Consider the following 17,693-nt stretch of genomic DNA (forward strand, 5'->3'; position numbering starts at 1 on the left):
GGCCCGGCGGCCGGTCCCCGGACGCGGACGCCCGCAGGCCACGGCCGTCGGCACACGTCACGGTGGACACCCGGTGTGACGGTCCGCGGGGCGATTCCGCGTCCGGGAGGTCTGCCCGGCGGGTCCCGGGGCAGACGGCGTGGGGTCGGGGGAGTCGCCCCCGGCCGAACGCCGCCGCAAGGCGCCGATCCGTAGGAGCCCCGATGCCGACCGCCGTGCCGGAAAGACCTGCCGGACTGTCCCGTGCCCCGTCGGTGGAGGCCGGCTCCGGCAGGCCGGCGACCCTGCCCCGGGGCCTCGGACGGACCGGCGCGCGGATCGCCGTACTGACGCTGTGCCAGGCCGGGTTGCTGGTGGGCCTCGGGCTCCTGATCACCGGCCCGGCGCGCCACCTGTGGCCGTTGACGGTCGAGGACCGCCTCGACGAGGCCTTCGAGCGGGGCCGCACCGGCACGCTCACCACCCTGTCCTTCATCGGTTCGGAGGCCGGCAACACGCTGACGGTCATCACCCTCACCCTGGCGGCATGCCTGGTACTGGTCCTGATGCCCCGTCTGCCGATGTGGCGGCAGGCGGCCTTCCTCGCCGTCGCCGTCTCCCTCCAGGCGCTGGTCTTCCTGACCATCACCCTGTCGGTGGACCGCCACCGGCCGGACGTGGACCGCCTCGACGCCTCCCCGCCCACGTCCAGTTACACCTCCGGCCACACCGGCGCCGCCACCGCCCTGTACGCGGGCCTCGCCGTGGTGGTGCTCTCCCGCGGCCGTGGCCCCTGGCGCCGCGTCGTGGGCGTGCTGCTGCTCCTCGTACCGCTGCTGGTGGGCGTCGCCCGCCTCTACCGCGGCATGCACCACCCCTCGGACGTCGTGGGCGGACTCGTCAACGGCGGCCTGTCCCTGCTGATCGTCGGACGCGCCCTGCTGACCGACCGGACCGTGACGGCGCCGCCCAGGGAGGATCCGCCGCCCGCGACCGAGGCCACCGGCGCCGAACGGCACCACGGCACCACGGCCGTGATCTTCAACCCGACGGTGACCGACGAGGCCACCCGGGTGTCCCTGCGCCGGGTCCTCGACCACCACGGCCACCGCGCGCCGGTGTTCATCGAGACCACCCGCGACGACCCGGGCGGCGGACAGGCGGCCCGCGCGGTCCGCGACGGCGCGACGCTGGTCGTGGTCTGCGGCGGGGACGGCACCGTGCGGACGGTGGCCGACGCCCTGGCCGGCAGCGGGGTCCCGCTCGCCGTCGTACCCTGCGGCACCGGCAACCTGCTGGCCCGCAACCTCGGCCTGCCGCTCTCCCCCGCCGAGGCCCTGGAGGCCGCGCTGCGCGGCACGTCGCACCGGCTGGACCTCGGGCACATCGAGGGCGACGGCCTCCCCGCCACCCACTTCGCCGCGATGTCCGGGGCCGGGCTGGACGCCGCGATGATCGAGCACACCGACGACCGCGCCAAGTCGGCCGTGGGCTGGCCCGCCTACCTGCTGGCGGGTGTCAGCACCCTGCGCACCCCCCGCATGGGTCTGACCCTCCGGCTCGACGACGCGCCCGCCCTGCGCCGTACCGCCCGCATGGTCCTCGTCGCCAATGTCGGCACGGTCCAGGGCGGGTTGACCCTCCTGCCGTCCGCCCGCCCCGACGACGGTCACCTCGATCTCCTGGTCCTCGACCCACGGGGTCCCGGCGGCTGGCTGCGCGCGATCGGCACGCTGCTGCGCGGCCGGTCCCGGACGCACCGGCCCGGCACCGTCCACACCCTCGCCACCCCGGACGGCGACCGGAAGGGCGTACCGGTGGAGTTCTTCACCTTCCGGCGGGCCGAACTCGCCTTCGACGCACCGCAGTCCCGCGAACTCGACGGAGACCCGGTCGGCCGTGGCCGCCGGCTGACCGCCGAGGTCAGGCCCGGCGCCCTGACCGTGCTGCTGCCGTCCCGGGAGAAGTGAATGGGTACCGCCACCAGGGTCCCCGAGACCCGTGACATGACCGGTGAGGAGCTGTCCGCGGACGAGGCGCTCGCGTCGCTGCGCCGGTACGGCCGCTGGCCGCTGCTGCGTGACTCCTTCGTCCGGTTCCGCTACGCGGACGGCTTCAGCCACTCCCGGGCGCTCGCCCTGCAGACGGTGCTGGCCGTGATCCCGCTGGCGATCGCGTTCGTCGGACTCTCCACGGCGCTGCACTCGGAGGACATCGGCAGATTCGCCGAGCTGACGATCCACCGGATCGCCGCGGGTCCGAGCGCCGAGGTGGTGGACGACGCGCTGCGGCGCAGCCGGCACACGGCGGGCGACGGCGCGGAGGTCGCCCTCTGGTTCGGTCTGGTCTTCTCCCTGGTCAACGTCACGACGGCGATGTGCCAGATCGAGCGCGGCGCCAACCGGATCTACGGGAACGAGCGGGACCGCCCCTTCCACCGCAAGTACCTGCGCGGCCTGGTGATGTCGCTCAGCGCCGGGATCCCGCTGGGGCTCGGGTTCGTCGTCATGGTGGCCGGCGGCGACCTGGCCTCCGCCGCGGTGACGGTGTACGGACTGGACGGCGCGGCCAGAACCGCCTGGGAGATCATCCGGTGGCCGGTCGGCTTCCTGCTCGCGCTCATCTCCGCCAGCGCGATCTTCCGCCGCTCGCCGCGCAGACAGCAGCCCGGGTACACCTGGCTGGCCTTCGGCGCCACCGTCTACCTCGTGCTGTGGACCCTGCTGACCTGGCTGCTGAGCCTCTACCTCGGGATCAGCGGGTCCTTCGACACGATCTACGGGCCGCTCAGCGCGTTCATGTCGCTGCTGCTCTGGGCCTATCTGACCTCCATCGCCCTGTTCCTCGGACTGGCGTTCGCCGCGCAGCTGGAGGCGTCCCGGGCGCTGCGGCCCGGTCCGATCCATCCCGACCCTGGAGTGTGAATGCCGGTGCGCACCGTCGCCCTTCGCCTGCGTGACCGGCGGCGCCGGGCGGCAGACCGGAGATTCGGGGTCCGGCTGCTCGGATCGGCGGCCGTCGCCGCGGTCGCCGCCGTCCCCTTCGGGATCCTGCTCGTCCTCCTGGAGGGCCGGTGGGAGCCGCTGCGCCGGCTGGACTCCGGCACGGCGCGGCGGCTGCACGGGACGGCGCTGGAGCATCCCGCCTGGACGGGCACCCTGCGCTTCCTCTCCGACCGGGTGTGGGATCCCGTCACCCTGCGCTCGGCCGTCGCGCTGCTCACGCTCTGGCTGCTGTACCGCAGGGCGTGGCGGCTGGCGGCCTGGTCCGCCGTGACGGCCGTGGCCGGCGGCCTGATCGGACTGCTCGTCAAGACGGTGGTCGAGCGGGCCAGGCCGTCCCTGGCGGACCCGGTCGCGCACGCCCCGGGGTTCTCCTTCCCGTCCGGGCACGCGATGACGGCCACCACCTCGTTCGCGGTGCTGCTGCTCGTCCTCCTCCCCCTGGTCCCGCGCGCCTGGCGGCCCCCGGTCTGGTGCCTGGCCGTCGTCTCGGTGCTCGGTGTCGGCTTCACCCGTGTCGCGCTCGGCGTGCACTGGTTCAGTGACGTGGTGGGCGGCTGGCTGCTGGGGCTCGCGGTCGTCGCCCTGACGGCCTGGGCCTTCGAGGCCTGGCGGGTCGACGCGGGCCGCGGACACACCGGGCTGAGGGGCGGTCTGGAGCCGGAACTCACCGGCGCCCACCCGGAACCGGGTCCGGCCGGCCGTGAGGTGTCGCACTGAGACGGGGTGGGTGCCGGGGACGAACCCCCGGCACCCACCCCGTTGTCAGGACGGACGGCCCCCGGTCACCGTCACCGGTCGCCGGGGTGCAGGTAGGCACGGTCCACCGTCTGCCGGACGGTGTCGCCCGCCGCGTCCCGCGCGGTGACCCGCAGCGTCACGTACGCGTCGCCGTGCACGCGGGCCGGGCGCGTCACGGTGGCGCTGAAGCCGCCGCCCTCGCGGGTGGTGGACGCCGTGGTCCAGGTCCGTCCGCCGTCGTACGACGTCTCGGCCTTCAGCGTCACCCCGCTCGGTGCCTTCATGCCGTCCTGCATCCGGACGGTCAGCCCCAGGCGGTGCGTGCGTCCCCGGCCCACCGCGTTCCGCGCGTCCACGGGGACGGAGTAGTCCACCTGGAGCAGCGGCAGCATGGCCGTCGTGGCCGCGGTGCCCGAGCGGAACGCCCACGAGGTGCGCGTGCCGGTGGCGAAGTCCCAGTCGTCCGAGACGCGGGCGGTGGCCAGGTCCAGCCGGTACGCGGCGTCGCCGGCGGGCACCTCGATGTCGCCCCACGCGCCGTTGTCGGACGCGGCGATCCGCTTCCCGTTCCGGTACAGCTCCGCCGTGGCCGTGTCGGGCAGGTCGTCCGCCGCGGCGGACGGTGAACCGGCGCGTATGCCGCTGCCGACACCGCCGCTGGGGATCTCGCCGAACGCCCAGTGGCCGGTGCCCGAGTCGGAGAACTCCGGGACGTACACGGACAGGGTGTCGCCGTTACGCACCGACTGCCAGGCCGCGCCCCGCGGGATGGCGGGACGGACCACCGCTCCGAACCACCGCTCCGTGACGTGCTCGCCGGGCCGGTAGGTGCGCGGCAGGTCGCTCATGCCGGCCAGGAGCGGCATGTCGGGGTCGCCGACGACGTTGTGCCGGACCGTCTGGCGCCACTGGGTGTCGCCGCCGGTCACGTACTCGACGCGCTCCCCACCGGTGGGGACGTAGCGGGTGTACTGGTTCCAGGCGGTGTCCTGGTAGGGCCGCCAGCCGAAGCGCTGTTCGCCCGCCCAGGAGGTGGCCCCCGTGCGCGTGTAGGTGCTGCGGACCACGGCGCTCTCGCGCTCGGAGACGGTGTGCACCAGCGACTTGGGCACGGAGCCCTTGGACACCTGCATCACGTCGTAGAGGTACGGGCTGTGGACCGTGCCGGTGAACTCCACCGTGGTGGAGCGCGACTTGGCCCGCTTCAGCAGCGCGGTGCCCTCGGCCGCGCCGGCACGCATGGTCGGCAGCGCCATCCGGTCGCCGGTCGGGCTCCACCGCGTCCAGGGGTAGAAGCCGTCCTCCATGACGAGCATCAGGGCCTTGGCCCCGGCGTCCGCGGCCGCCCGGGCGAGTGCCCGGTCGTCGGAGAAGTCCCAGCGGACGACGGCCAGTTTGCCGCGCACATGGGCGGCGCGCAGGTCGGCGGCGGTACCGGCACCGGCGTCCACGGCGGTCAGCCGCGCGCCCTTGTCGTCGAAGGCCGGGGAGGCGTCCACGTAGTACGGGGTGAAACCGAGTGAGGAGCCGGGGACCTTCGCCCGCAGTTGCGGAGCCACCATCTGCCAGCGCGAGGCGAACTCGAAGTCGCCGTCGGTGACGCGCGCGGTGGGGCTGACGTAGATCCGCCGGGCGACGTCGAAGTACATGACGCCCTGGATCAGGCCGTTGCCGTCGATCTTCCGGTAGGTCTGGTAGCTGAGGACACCGCGTTGTTCGGCGGGGCGGGGGGTGCGGATCTGCACCTGGACGGTGTCGGCGGCGCTGAGGGTCACCGACGTGTCCTTGGTGACCTTCACCTCCGGGTCGACGACCTCGCGCAGTTCCTCACCGTCGGCCGCCTTGTCGATGGTGTTGAAGCTGACCTGGTAGGTGCCTTCCTCGACCTCGGCGACGGCCGGCTCCAGGCTCGTGTAGTCCACGAACCCGTCGGCGCCCCAGATCGTCGGGGCGGCTCCCTCCATGATCTTGCCGTCGCGGTCGCGGGCGATCACGGTGAGCTTGTGCAGCGCGCCGTGCGCGTTCAGGGACACGGTGGTGTGGGTGAGCACGGTGCCGTCGGCGGAGGTGGCGGTGACGTGACCGTAGTACTTGCCCCGGGTGGCCTTGGCGCCGTCGAGGCTCAGCGGCACGTCGGCCGTGGCGCCCGCCGCCACCTGCACCGTGCCGCTGCCGACACCGACCACGCCGGCCGGCAGGACGCGTCCCGTGGTGGTGGCGAGGGAGGCGGCCAGCGTGAGCGTGACCGCGTGGTCACCGGTGTTGGTGTAGCGGACGGTGGCGGCCTGCTGGAGCTTCTTGGTGGCGCCGACCTGGACCGGGGGGAGGGTGAGGGAACCGGTGGCCGTGACCGGGCCCATGGCGGTGGCCAGGTCGATACGGCCGCCGCCCTGTTCGGTCACCTTGGTGCCGGGCACCTCGTGCGCGGTGCTGATCAGGGCGTCCTTGAGCTGCTGCGCGCCCCAGCCGGGGTGCTGCTGGGCCAGCAGCGCGACGGCTCCGGCGACGTGCGGGGTGGCCATCGACGTACCGGACGCGGACGTGTAGTCGGCGTCGACCGGGGTGCCCATCGTGGTGCCGGCGGCGCGGGCGGCGACGATGCCGACGCCGGGGGCGGTCACGTCGGGCTTGACGGCCGCGTCGCCCAGGCGCGGGCCGCGGCTGGAGAAGGAGGCGAGGGAGTCGTCGCGGTCGACGGCGCCGACGGTCAGCGCGGCGTCGGCCGCGCCCGGCGAGCTGACCGTGGTGGGGTTGGGCCCCTCGTTGCCCGCGGCGACGACGAAGAGGGTGCCGGTCGACGCGGTCAGGGCGTCGACGGCCTCGCTCATCGAGTCGGTGCCGTCGGTGGGCGTGCCCGAACCGAGGCTCATGTTGACGACCTTGGCGTGCTGGGCGGCGGCCCATTCCATGCCGTCGATGACGGACGACTCGCTGCCGTAGCCGTCGTCGCCCAGCACTTTGCCGATCAGCAGGTCGGCGCGGGGCGCGACCCCGCGCCGGGTCCCGCCGGACGCGGCGCCCGTACCGCCGACGATCGAGGCGACGTGCGTGCCGTGCCCGAAGGCGTCGTTCGTGCTCGTGCTGCCGGAGAAGTCCTTGGCGTCCGCGACGCGACCCGCCAGGTCCGGGTGGTTCGCGTCGACGCCGGTGTCGAGGATCGCGACCTTGACGCCCTGGCCCTCGTAGCCCGCCTTCCAGGCGGTCGGGGCGTTGATCTGCGCGGTGCTGCGGTCCAGCACGGCCTCGACCCTGCCGTCCAGGGAGACCTTCGGGGTGACCGCGGCACGAGCGGCGTCGGACGTGGCGCCGGTGTTCAGGGTCTTCCAGAAGGTGGCCAGGTCGTCGTCGGCGATGCTCAGCGAGCGCGCGCCGATGCTCGCGAGGTCACGGACCGGCGACGCGGAGGTGCCGAGGGCGGCCAGCCGGTCGGCGGTGCCGGCGGCGGCGCGGGTCGCGCGAGCGGTGCTCCTGGCTCCGTCCGCCGTCGGCCCGGAGGAGACGATCAGCGGGAGGGCGGAGGCGTGGGACTCGTCGTAGCCCTGGGCGATGAGGGCCGTCACGTCGAAGAGCCGACGGTCGAGCGTGCCCGCGTTCACCAGTGCCTGGGCGTCGGACGGCACCACCGTGAGCGCCTTGTCGTCTCCTTCGAGGGTGCGGAAGGCGATGTCCTCGCGCCCCGGTCCGGGCCGCACCGACGCGGTGTGGCGTCCGCCGGGCAGCGTGGTCACGGTCACCCGGTCGCCGGTGAGCAGCCGCACGGTGGCGGTGACCGTCCTGTCGCCGGGGGTGATACGCGACGTTCCGTCCGCGCTCGTACCGGCCGAGACGGGTGACACACCCCCGATGGTCGCCACCAGAACGGTCGATACAGCCGCCGACAGGCGCATCCATGCCATCAGTCAAGCACCCTTCATACAGCCCGAGGTCATGCGCTGTTCGACAGAATCCGCTGGTGTCACAGGGCGTGTCACTGCTCTCGGCTGTCACGGATGTGACATGTCGCAACGGCGACAGGGGCGACCGGTGGCGCCGCCTCCGCGCCTGCTTCCCCGCGCGGCACCCCGGACGGACGGGCCGGACGGGACAGGGCGTGTGGCGTCCGGTGCCCGTACCGGACGCCGCACGTCGTGCACCGGTCGTCGTCCGGCACCCGTCGTGCGCCGGACGACGACCGTCGTGAGCCGGACGTCCGACGGGACGGCGGTTGTCAGGCGAGATGCCGCCCGAAGAACCGCAGTGCGCTGTCCAGTTCGAAGGCCGGGACCTCTCCGTGTCCGCCGGTGTTGGCGTGGAGCGTCTTCTCCGACGATCCCAACGCGTCGAACAGCGCCAGGCCTTGGGCCCGTGGCACCCGCTCGTCGTCCCACTGCAGCAGGAACTCCACCGGTACGGTCACCCGCGCGGCGGCGGACGCGGACGCGGACGCCCCGCCCAACCCCAGTACGGCGGCACGGACTCGGGGTTCGGCGGCGACGAACGGGACGCCGAGTCCGCATCCGAGGGAGACGCCCCAGTAGCCCACCGGACCCGGGCCGACGTGCTCCGTCCGCTGGACCGCGTCCAGCACCGCCCGCCATTCCGGGACGGTCCGGCGGGCCACGAGCGCCTGGAAGTCCGCGATCAGCGGGGCCAGTTGCGCTCCGGCGGCCACACGGGCCCGGTTCTCGGTGACGATCCGGTCGAACTCCTCGTCCACCGGCCGGTCGCCGTGGCCGGGCACGTCGACCGCCACGGCTGAGAATCCGCACTCGGCCACCACGCGGCGCGCGAGGGCCAGGATGTCGGGAGCCTTCTTGTGCTGCCCGCCGCCGTGTCCCAACAGGACGAGCGGTCGCGTACCGGTGGCTCCTTCCGGCGTCCAGAGCACACCGGGAATGCCGTCAAGGGTGAAGAGCTGCTCGATGACGCCGTCGGACGACGTCCGGGAGATGAACCGCATGGTGGGTCAAGCCTTTCGGGGTGCCTTGAACGGGCACTCCTCAGGCCATACGAGAGGAGGAGGCCCGACCTGTCACAGCGTTGATCGGTCTCACCTCCCTGGTTCGTGATGGCGCACGGCGGGGCCGAAGGTATCACGGACGCGCCCGTCGACGTCAGGACATCACCTGGAGGAGGGCGGAAGTCGCCTTCGCACCGCTCCACTTGAGGCAGCGGTCGGTCCCCTCTCCCGCATGCCCGCCGGCGCGGTCCGTCCCCGCGCGGACGGCGGAAGGCCCACCCCGGTGGTCCTGAGTGACCGGGGTGGGCCGATGCGCGGGGACACGCCGACGGCGCGCCGGGCCGGGTGGGCCGGTGACGCGCCGTCGGGTGGTGGTGCGAGGGTGTCCAGGTCATGCCGTCAGAGGCGGGACCGGGTCAGTGGTGGCCGCCGTGGTGGCCGCCCCAGCTGAGGGTGTCGACGAGGCGACGGTGGTCGTTGCGCAGGGTCGCGGTGTCCCCACGCCGGTCCCACACCGACGAACGACGGTCCTGGAACAGATCACGGAAGGTGTCACGACCGATCCCCGTGTGCACCCGCACCGTCGCCCGACCCGCCAGACGGTAGTGATGGAACGTGTACGTCCGCCCGTCCCGGTCCGACAACGTCCACCGGTCCAGATCCACCGGCCGACGCGTCGTGTTCGTGACATCCACCCACTCGTTGTTCAGATTCGAACGGTGGTGACGACCCGGAGAGTCGTAATGCACATTACTGATCTGCACCGCGGCCCGCGGACGCGGACCATGATCGGCCGCCGAAGCCGGCACCGCCGACACCCCGGCCACCGCCACCACCGTCAACGCGGCAGCAGCAACACGACGGACAGACACAGATGCGGACATGAAGTCCCCCAACATGGTGCGGGCACCCCCACCCCCCACGACCCGGAACCACCGGACCGCACAAGGCAGGACTGCGAGTGCGAGTAATACGGCCGGCCCTTGCCCGCCGACACCCACACCATGCCCCCACACCCCACCGATGTGCGCCATACACGGACACGCGTTACGGATCATCCATACCCCCGTAACACTCACATGCAAGGACCATTCATCGCCCGAACGCACCAAGTTGACGAACCACCCACACCACACCCCATACCCCCCAAGCCCCCCACCCCCAAAACGCCACACCACGCCACCCCACCACCCACCCACCCCTCACCCGAAAGTGGATCACGATGCGATGCGGCCGGCCCCGGCTCAGGGCACGCCACCCTTGCTCCTTCTGTGAAGATCCGCCGGCCGGTCGGCCCGGCGGCCGACCGGGCAGCCCGCCGTCGGCCGGTGCCCCGGTCCACCAGGTCCACCGGGGCCATGAGCACCGGGGCACGCGGCAGCCCCGCTGCCGCCCGGACCGCGCGAGCCCGCCGGCCCCGCCGGGCAGCCCCGCCGGGCAGCCCCGCCGGGTGGTCCTGTTGGACCGTTCCGGTCAGCGGCCCAGCGCGTCGCGCAGCTGCTGCTTGTTCATGGTGGAGCGTCCCTCGACGCCCTTCCTCCTGGCCTCTTCGTAGAGCTGATCCCTCGTGGGCCCCTGGGCACCGCTGTGGGAACGCTCGCCGCCGCGCTGGGGCGCGGACTTCTTGTCGCGCAGGGAGACCCGCCCGGCCGTCTTCGCCTCGCCGGCCCTGGCCCGCTCCTTGTTCACGGTCCGCGCGGCGATCTCCTTCGCCCGGCCGGTGGGGACACCGCGCTTCTCGGCGCCCTCCTTGATGTGCTCGTACTGACGCTCCCGCTTGGGGCTGGAACCTGCCGGCATGACATCTCTCCTTGTCGTCCTCTGCCGCGGACGTGCGGACGGAACGGCCGCACGGCCGTTCCGTCCAACGCCTTCCCGCTGCCGTGGGAGACACGCGAGGGCGGACCGTACCCACCACTCCAGCCGAGGACCGCCCCGCCCGCGACCCGGGAACGCCGACCGGGCGCGGCCACCGCCGGACGGCCGCAGGCGCGAACGGGCGGACGGACGGGCGGGCGGGCGGAGGGACAGGCGGCGGACAGGCGGGGACCCCTGCGCCGCGGTGCCGTACCGGGTCAGAGGGCGCCGTCGTCCTCGTCCCGCACGAGGTGGACCGCGGCCTCCTCCGCCGAGGCCGCGCCGCCGTCGATGCCGACGTCCTCGGCGAACATGTCCTTCTCGGCGTCCTCGTGAGCCCCCTCGTCCGACGCGACCAGGCGGCCCGCGCGGTCCCGGCCCACCTCGTCGTCCAGCAGTTCGCCGTCACCGTCCCGAAGGTCACCGAGATCGTCGCCGGTCTCCAGTTCCTCCAGCGCCGGATCAACCAGCTCCTCCGACAACCGCTCGTCCAGGGTCTCGCCGTCGTGCTGCTCCCGCGCGGTCGTGCCCCGGTGCTCCACCCCGAGCGGGCGCTCGGGCGGCGACCAGCCCTCGTCGTACGGATCCGATCCACGGTCGGTGAGCGTGTCCTCCGCGTCGAGGATGCCCTCGTCCTCGCGCCCGTCCGCCCCCTCGGGCTGGTAGACCTCGTCGCCCATGACTTCTTCGTCGCCCATGACTTCCTCGTTGTCCTGACTGTCCATGGTGTGTGTGACCTCCGGGACGGATACGTGCCTCGCGGCCCGCGTCTCCAGGCTGCGGCACGCCACACCTTCCGGCACGCCGGGCCCGCCGGCCGCGGCGGTGTCGCGCGCCCACGACGCTCCGGGCACGTCCGGCACGGCCCCGGCGCGGACCACCGCCCGCCCTGGAACACGGGTGGGCCGGACCCCGGACGGAAAATCCGCGCGCTGTTCCGCACCCGCACCCGTGCCGGAGCCGGTACCGGACATGCCGACGGGGCCCGCGGAAGAAACTTCTCCGCGGGCCCCGGGGGTCGTGCAGGGGGAACGCCGTTCGGCGGGACGGGGTTTCGGCCCGGCCGCGGTACGCCCGCCGCGGACTCCCCCGCCGTGGCACCGCGTCGCCGCGCCCGCTCGGGAGGCGGCGCCGGAGGCGCCGGTCCAGGAGTGAAGCGCCGTCCCCCGACAAGGATCAGCGGGGGCCGGCTGGGAGGGACCGGCCTAGAAGTAGTGTTTGCGCCCGCCCACCGTGCGGCCGCTCGCACCCAGGATCCACAGGACCGCGCCGACCACGACGAGCACACCGCCCACGGTCGTCAGCAGGGACACACCGACCAGCAGGCCGATGACGAGCAGTATGGCGCCAAGGACAATCATGTCGATTCCGATCTTCCAGTCTCTTCGGTGCGTGCGGGTCCTCGTCTCCTCGGCCTCACAGCACCCTCTTACCGCCCGCTGCGTAACCCGGGACAGAGGGGATCCGGCCGCCCGATCGGCGGTCCGGGATCCCTGTCGTGCACCGTCCGTGTGCCCCGCCCCCGGCCACCCATGCCGCCCGCGTTTCCGGTGGACGCACCCGCGGCGGATCGCCGTCGCCGAGCGGACCGTTCGGGTGCAGTCGCGGCCGCGGCGGGACGGCGGCGTGGTGTCGGGTAGTCGTGGTGCATGAGCACTCACGTCCCCGGCACCTCCACCCGGACCCTGACGCCCTCAGCCCTGGACACCGCGTCGGCCTGGTGGCTGACGGCGCTGGACCGGATCGAACGGTCCGGGGCGGCGGACCCCGCCATCCGCGTGCTCCAGCGCGGGATCCGCTCGCTCCCGCTGGGCGACGTACGCGCCCTGCTGCGCGGCGGGCCGCTGGGCCATCCCGTGCATCCCGTCCTGGTCCAGGTGCCGATCGGCTGCTGGCTGTCGGCCGCCGTACTGGACATCACGCCGACCGGACGGCGCGCGCCCGCCACGCTCCTGGCCGTCGGACTGGCCGGAGCCACGCCCGCGGCGGTCGCCGGCTGGGCCGACTGGGCCGACCTGCCGCCCGAGCAGGCCCGGGTCGGCCTGGTCCACGCCGTCTCGAACGTCGCGGCGGTGGCCTGCTACGGCGCGTCCCTGACGGCGCGTCTGCGCGGCCGCAACGCGAAGGGGTGGCTGTGGTCGCTCGGCGGGCTGGCGGCGGTCGCCGTGAGCGGTGCGCTCGGCGGACACGTGGCCTACCGGCGGGCCGTCGCGGGACATCCCCCGCTCTGACCGCCGTCCTGGCAGCCGCGTCCGGACACCCTCGGCCTCGCCACCCGCGTGCGGGCACCCGGACGATCTGCAGCGGGCGCCGGGCGCATGGCCCACGCCACCGCTCCCGCCCCGCCCACCTTTTCCACCCGTCCCGCCGCTTCCACCCCTTTCATCACTTCCATCCTTTCCGCCTCTCCCGCCCCTCCCTCAGGGGGTGATGAATCGCTTTCGGATCGACGGGTATGCATTCCCCCGTGGCGGGTACCCGGACGTTCGTCGGCCTCCATCGGCCGACGGCACGGGGGCCGGATCACATGGGAGGGGCCTGGCATGACAGTGACCGAGACGACGGAGGCGCGACCTACGGCGCTGCCGGAGATCGCCGACCCGTCACGCGTCGCCCCCAGGGACGCCCGTCAGCTTTCCCGGCTGTTCTTCGACCAGCTCGGCGTCCTGGAAGAGGGCACGCCCGAGTACCAGTACGCGCGCAACACGCTCATCGAGATGAACGTCTCCCTCGTCCGCTTCGCGGCCGCGCGCTTCCGCAGCCGCGACCAGGACGAGATGGAGGACATCGTCCAGGTCGGCACGATCGGCCTCATCAAGGCCATCGACCGGTTCGAGCTGACCCGCGAGGTCGAGTTCACCTCCTTCGCCGTGCCCTACATCGTCGGTGAGATCAAGCGCTTCTTCCGCGACACCAGTTGGGCCGTCCACGTGCCCCGGCGTCTGCAGGAGGCCCGCATCCAGCTCGCGAAGGCCACCGAGGAACTGAGCAGCCGGCTCGGCCGTACCCCCACCGTCAAGGAACTCGCCCAGCTGATGTGCCTGAGCGAGGAGGAGGTCGACGAGGCCCGCCTCGCCTCGAACGGCTACGCCTCGTCGTCCCTCGACGCCGCGATCCACTCCGGTGAGGACGGCGAAGCCGCGCTGGCCGACTTCATCGGCGCCGACGACGGCGCCCTCGAACTCGTCGAGGACTTCAACGCCCTGGCCCCCCTGATCGCCGGACTCGACGACCGTGAACGGCGCATCATCCACATGCGGTTCGTCGAGGAGCGCACCCAGGCCCAGATCGGCGAAGACCTCGGCGTCTCCCAGATGCATGTCTCCCGTCTGCTCAACCGCACCCTCGGAAAGCTCCGCGCGGGCATGCTCACCACGCGCTGACCCCGCCCCCCGACGGACCGGCGGGCAGCCGTTCGCGCATCCCCTCCGGTGCCGCGGTGGACTGCCCGCGGAGGGTCCGCGCGTCACGTCGGTGACCCGGCCCACGGGGCTCCTGTGTGCGCCACCGCCCGGGAGGACGTGGCGCACACGGTGCTGCCCGGCGCGAGCCGTTCCCCCGCGTCGGCGGCATCCCCGTGCCACGCCCGGCGGCCCCGTACGTCCCCGGCCGTCACCGCCGGTCCGTGACGGCCGCGCCACGCTGCGGGACCGACCGCGCCGCAGATGTCGGGAACGTCGGCCGGGCGTAGCCTGAAATCACGAGCGAGGCCCTGAACGCGCGCCCGTCCACGTGCTCCGTACGCGCAGGGCGACGGGCCGTGAGACCGGTGCGCCACGAGCGTCGCCGGGCGCCCGCGACCGTGGCGTCCGGCTGACCGTGGGCTCGGCGTGAGTACGGCGCACGGCCCCGCCACGTCGCGGCGTTCCGCGTGCGTACGGCACCCGACGCGGCCGCGTCGCCCGGCGCGATCGGGAGGTCCGGCGCGCCCGCGATCTCCGGCCCGCGCGCCACACGTGGGGCGCGACCGCGGCGTTCGGCCTCCGACGGTTCGTGAACCAGTCATGGCGAGGGGAACGGTATGAGCACCACGCACTCGGTCCGGACGCCGGCGACGCCGGACGTCCTCCAGGACCCGATGAGCAACCACGGCGTCGCGTTCAGCGCCGCCGAACGGGACACCTACGGGCTGACCGGCCGACTGCCCGCCAGCGTACTGACGTTGGGACAGCAGGCGCAGCGGGCCTACCGCCAACTCCAGCGCCAGCGCGACGACCTGGCCAAGTACGTGTACCTGGAACAGCTGCACGACCGCAACGAGACCCTGTACTACCGGGTGCTCGCCGACCATCTCGCCGAACTGCTCCCGGTCGTCTACGACCCGACGGTCGGCGATGCCATCGAGCAGTACTCCGAGGAGTTCCGCAGTCCGCGGGGGATCTTCCTGTCGATCGACGCGCCGGACGACATCGAGACGGCCTTCCGCACCCTGGGGCTCAGGTCCGAGGACGTCGAACTGCTGGTGTGCACCGACGCCGAGGAGATCCTGGGGATCGGCGACTGGGGCGTGGGCGGGATCGAGATCGCGATCGGCAAGCTCGCCATCTACACGGCGGCCGCGGGGATCGACCCGCGCCGGGTGATCCCGGTGTCCCTGGACGTCGGGACCGACAACGAGGTCCTGCTCAACGATCCGCTCTACCTGGGCAACCGGCACGCGCGGGTCCGCGGCGCCGCCTACGACGCGTTCATCGAGAGGTACTTGGAGACCGCGTCCACGCTGTTCCCGAACGCGCTGCTGCACTTCGAGGACTTCGGACCCGACAACGCCCGGCGGATCCTGGAGAGTTACGGACACCGGTATCGCATCTTCAACGACGACCTGCAGGGGACCGGGGCGATCACCCTGGCCTCCGTGCTGTCCGCGGTGAAGGTGACCGGCGTGCCGATGCGGAGCCAGCGGCTCGTGGTGTTCGGCGCCGGGACCGCGGGCGTGGGCATCGCCGACCAGATCCACGCCGCGATGGTGCGCGACGGCGCCACGGAGGAGGAGGCCACCTCGCGGATCTGGCTGGTGGACAAACAGGGCCTGCTGACCAGTGACATGACCGATCTGCGGGAATTCCAGAAGCCGTACGCCCGCGGGCCCGAGGAGGTCGAGGGCTGGGGCGGTGACGGAGCGGCGTCGCTGCTGGAGACCGTCACTCACGCGGCGCCGACCATCCTGCTCGGGACCTCCACCGCGCACGGCGCGTTCACCGAGGAGGTCGTCAAGTCCATGGCGCGGGGGGTGGACCGTCCGATCGTCCTGCCGATCTCCAACCCCACTTCCAGGATCGAGGCCGATCCGCGGGACGTGATCGCGTGGACGGACGGCAAAGCGCTGGTCGCGACCGGGCTGCCGTTCGGACCGATGCGGTACGAGGGCGTCGACTACCACTTCGGCCAGGCCAACAACGCGCTCGTCTATCCCGGGCTCGGGCTGGGCACCCTCGTCTCCGGCGCCGACAGGGTGACCGCGGGCATGCTGATCGCGGCCGCCGAGGCGGTGGCCGGCCAGGTGGACGTCAGCGCGCCGGGTGCCTCACTGCTGCCCGAGGTCGAGAATCTGCGGGCCTCCACCGCCACCACCGCGGTCGCCGTCGTACGGGCCGCCCAGGCCGAGGGCGTCGCCACCGCGAAGATCGACAACGTGGTGCAGGCGGTGCAGGACGCCATGTGGCAGCCCGCGTACTCCGACGGCGGCGCGGCATGACCGGCGCGGGCGGGGAACCCGCGCCGGTGATCCTGGATCTGCCGATCGGCCTGTCGGCGACCGGGACACGGCGCGAGACCGACTCCCTGGGCGCCGTGGAGGTGCCCGCCGACCGGTACTGGGGTGCGCAGACCCAGCGGTCGCTGATCCACTTCTCCATCGGTGACGACCGGATGCCCAAGGCGGTCTACCACGCCTACGGTCAGGTCAAGAAGGCCGCCGCGATCGTGAACGGGCGGGCCGGACGGCTGCCGGGCTGGATGGCGGACCTGATCGAGCGGGTCTGCGACGAGGTGATCGGCGGGGCGCTCGACGAGAACTTCCCGCTCTACGTCTGGCAGACCGGTTCGGGCACGCAGTCCAACATGAACACCAACGAGGTGATCAGCAACCGTGCCGTCCAGCTGACCGGTGGCCGGCTCGGCAGCAAGACCCCGGTACACCCCAACGACCATGTGAACATGGGGCAGTCCTCCAACGACACCTTCCCCACCGCGATGCACATCGCGGCCGTCAAGGAGGTCCACGAACACCTGCTGCCGTCGGTGCAGGCGCTGCAGCGCTCCATCGACGCCAAGGCCGAGCGATGGCGGGACGTGGTGAAGATCGGCCGGACCCACCTGGAGGACGCGGTCCCGCTGACCGTCGGACAGGAATGGTCCGGGTACGCCCATCAGCTCCGGCAGGCGATGTCCGTGGCGACCGCGTCCACCCGGGGACTGTTCGAACTCGCCGCCGGCGGCACGGCGGTGGGTACCGGCCTGAACGCGCCGGAGGGCTTCGCCGAGGAGATCGCCCACGAGATCGCGCAGGCGACCGGATACCCGTTCGTCACGGCGCCGAACAAGTTCGCCGCACAGGGCGGTCTGGACGCCATGGTCAACGCGTCGGCGGGCCTGCGCGCCCTCGCGGTCCCCCTGATGAAGATCGCGAACGACATCCGGTGGCTGGCCTCGGGGCCGCGCTGCGGGCTGGGCGAACTGGTCCTTCCCGCCAACGAGCCCGGCAGTTCGATCATGCCCGGGAAGGTCAACCCGACCCAGTGCGAGGCCATGGTGATGGTCTGCATCCAGGTCCTGTCGGAGGACTCCGCGATCGCCTTCGCGGGTTCCCAGGGCAACTTCGAGCTCAACGCGATGCGTCCGGTGATCATCAACAACTTCCTGCACGCCGCGACGATCCTCGCCGACGCCTGCGAGAAGCTGCGTGAGTACTGCGTCGAGGGCGCCGAACTCCAAGGCGAGCGGGTCGCCGACTACGTCGACCGGTCCCTGATGCTGGTCACCGCGCTGTCGCCGGAGATCGGCTACGACAAGGCCTCCGCGATCGCGCACAAGGCCGACGACGAGGGCACGACGCTGCGCGAGGCCGCCGTGGCCAGTGGGTATGTCAGCGCGGCCGAGTTCGACCGCATCGTCGACCCGACGACCATGGTCGGGCCGTCCGCGCCCCGGTGAGAGGCCGCAGCGGCGTCCCGGCG

The 17,693-nt window shown here is 72.8% G+C and carries 13 protein-coding genes; 7 read left to right on the plus strand and 6 right to left on the minus strand.

What is annotated here, in order from left to right; genetic code table 11:
- Positions 1-203: 203 nt before the first annotated feature.
- The 3 genes from OG776_RS09140 to OG776_RS09150 are packed head-to-tail and all read left to right on the plus strand — an operon-like array spanning position 204 to position 3,701.
- Entirely contained in the window at positions 204-1,949 is a 1,746-nt protein-coding gene (locus OG776_RS09140) for a diacylglycerol kinase family protein (RefSeq protein ID WP_148012777.1), read from the plus strand.
- A complete protein-coding gene (locus tag OG776_RS09145) occupies positions 1,950-2,903 on the plus strand; it encodes a YihY/virulence factor BrkB family protein (RefSeq protein ID WP_148012776.1) in 954 nt (317 codons plus the stop codon).
- Positions 2,904-3,701, plus strand: a complete 798-nt coding sequence (locus OG776_RS09150) for a phosphatase PAP2 family protein (RefSeq protein WP_148012775.1) — start codon at positions 2,904-2,906, stop codon at positions 3,699-3,701.
- Positions 3,702-3,772: 71 nt separating this feature from the next.
- On the opposite strand, the gene OG776_RS09155 is transcribed toward OG776_RS09150, so the two are convergent.
- The 6 genes from OG776_RS09155 to OG776_RS09180 form a co-directional block, all read right to left on the minus strand.
- Positions 3,773-7,618: a S8 family peptidase gene (locus OG776_RS09155; protein WP_148012774.1), complete on the minus strand. Its 3,846-nt coding sequence runs from the start codon at positions 7,616-7,618 to the stop codon at positions 3,773-3,775.
- 311 nt (positions 7,619-7,929) lie between these two features.
- Positions 7,930-8,661: an alpha/beta hydrolase gene (locus tag OG776_RS09160; RefSeq protein WP_329320008.1), complete on the minus strand. Its 732-nt coding sequence runs from the start codon at positions 8,659-8,661 to the stop codon at positions 7,930-7,932.
- A 416-nt stretch (positions 8,662-9,077) separates the two neighbouring features.
- Positions 9,078-9,719 carry a lamin tail domain-containing protein gene (locus tag OG776_RS09165; RefSeq protein WP_315986965.1) on the minus strand — a complete coding sequence of 214 codons (642 nt, stop codon included), beginning with the start codon at positions 9,717-9,719 and terminating at the stop codon, positions 9,078-9,080.
- A gap of 415 nt (positions 9,720-10,134) precedes the next feature.
- The gene (locus OG776_RS09170; protein WP_148014557.1) at positions 10,135-10,461 is read right to left on the minus strand and encodes a plasmid stabilization protein; all 327 of its coding nucleotides are present in this window, start codon (positions 10,459-10,461) and stop codon (positions 10,135-10,137) included.
- Between the two features lie 275 nt (positions 10,462-10,736).
- Positions 10,737-11,243 carry a DUF5709 domain-containing protein gene (locus OG776_RS09175; protein ID WP_187286149.1) on the minus strand — a complete coding sequence of 169 codons (507 nt, stop codon included), beginning with the start codon at positions 11,241-11,243 and terminating at the stop codon, positions 10,737-10,739.
- 480 nt (positions 11,244-11,723) lie between these two features.
- Positions 11,724-11,879 (minus strand): DUF6131 family protein, encoded by a 156-nt coding sequence (locus tag OG776_RS09180; protein ID WP_187286150.1) that lies wholly within the window; start codon positions 11,877-11,879, stop codon positions 11,724-11,726.
- 288 nt (positions 11,880-12,167) lie between these two features.
- Between OG776_RS09180 and OG776_RS09185 the strand changes: the two genes are divergently transcribed.
- From OG776_RS09185 to fumC, 4 genes are all read left to right on the plus strand, one after another.
- Positions 12,168-12,749: a DUF2231 domain-containing protein gene (locus OG776_RS09185; protein WP_148015067.1), complete on the plus strand. Its 582-nt coding sequence runs from the start codon at positions 12,168-12,170 to the stop codon at positions 12,747-12,749.
- Between the two features lie 312 nt (positions 12,750-13,061).
- Positions 13,062-13,901 (plus strand): RNA polymerase sigma factor SigF, encoded by an 840-nt coding sequence (locus OG776_RS09190; RefSeq protein ID WP_329318288.1) that lies wholly within the window; start codon positions 13,062-13,064, stop codon positions 13,899-13,901.
- Positions 13,902-14,539: 638 nt separating this feature from the next.
- Positions 14,540-16,213 carry an NAD-dependent malic enzyme gene (locus OG776_RS09195; protein WP_329320013.1) on the plus strand — a complete coding sequence of 558 codons (1,674 nt, stop codon included), beginning with the start codon at positions 14,540-14,542 and terminating at the stop codon, positions 16,211-16,213.
- The gene (fumC, locus tag OG776_RS09200; protein WP_329320015.1) at positions 16,177-17,670 is read left to right on the plus strand and encodes a class II fumarate hydratase; all 1,494 of its coding nucleotides are present in this window, start codon (positions 16,177-16,179) and stop codon (positions 17,668-17,670) included. The genes OG776_RS09195 and fumC overlap by 37 nt, the downstream gene beginning before the upstream one ends.
- The last annotated feature ends 23 nt before the right edge of the window (positions 17,671-17,693 follow it).

Source organism: Streptomyces sp. NBC_01689, from assembly GCF_036250675.1.
Taxonomy (GTDB): Bacteria; Actinomycetota; Actinomycetes; order Streptomycetales; family Streptomycetaceae; genus Streptomyces.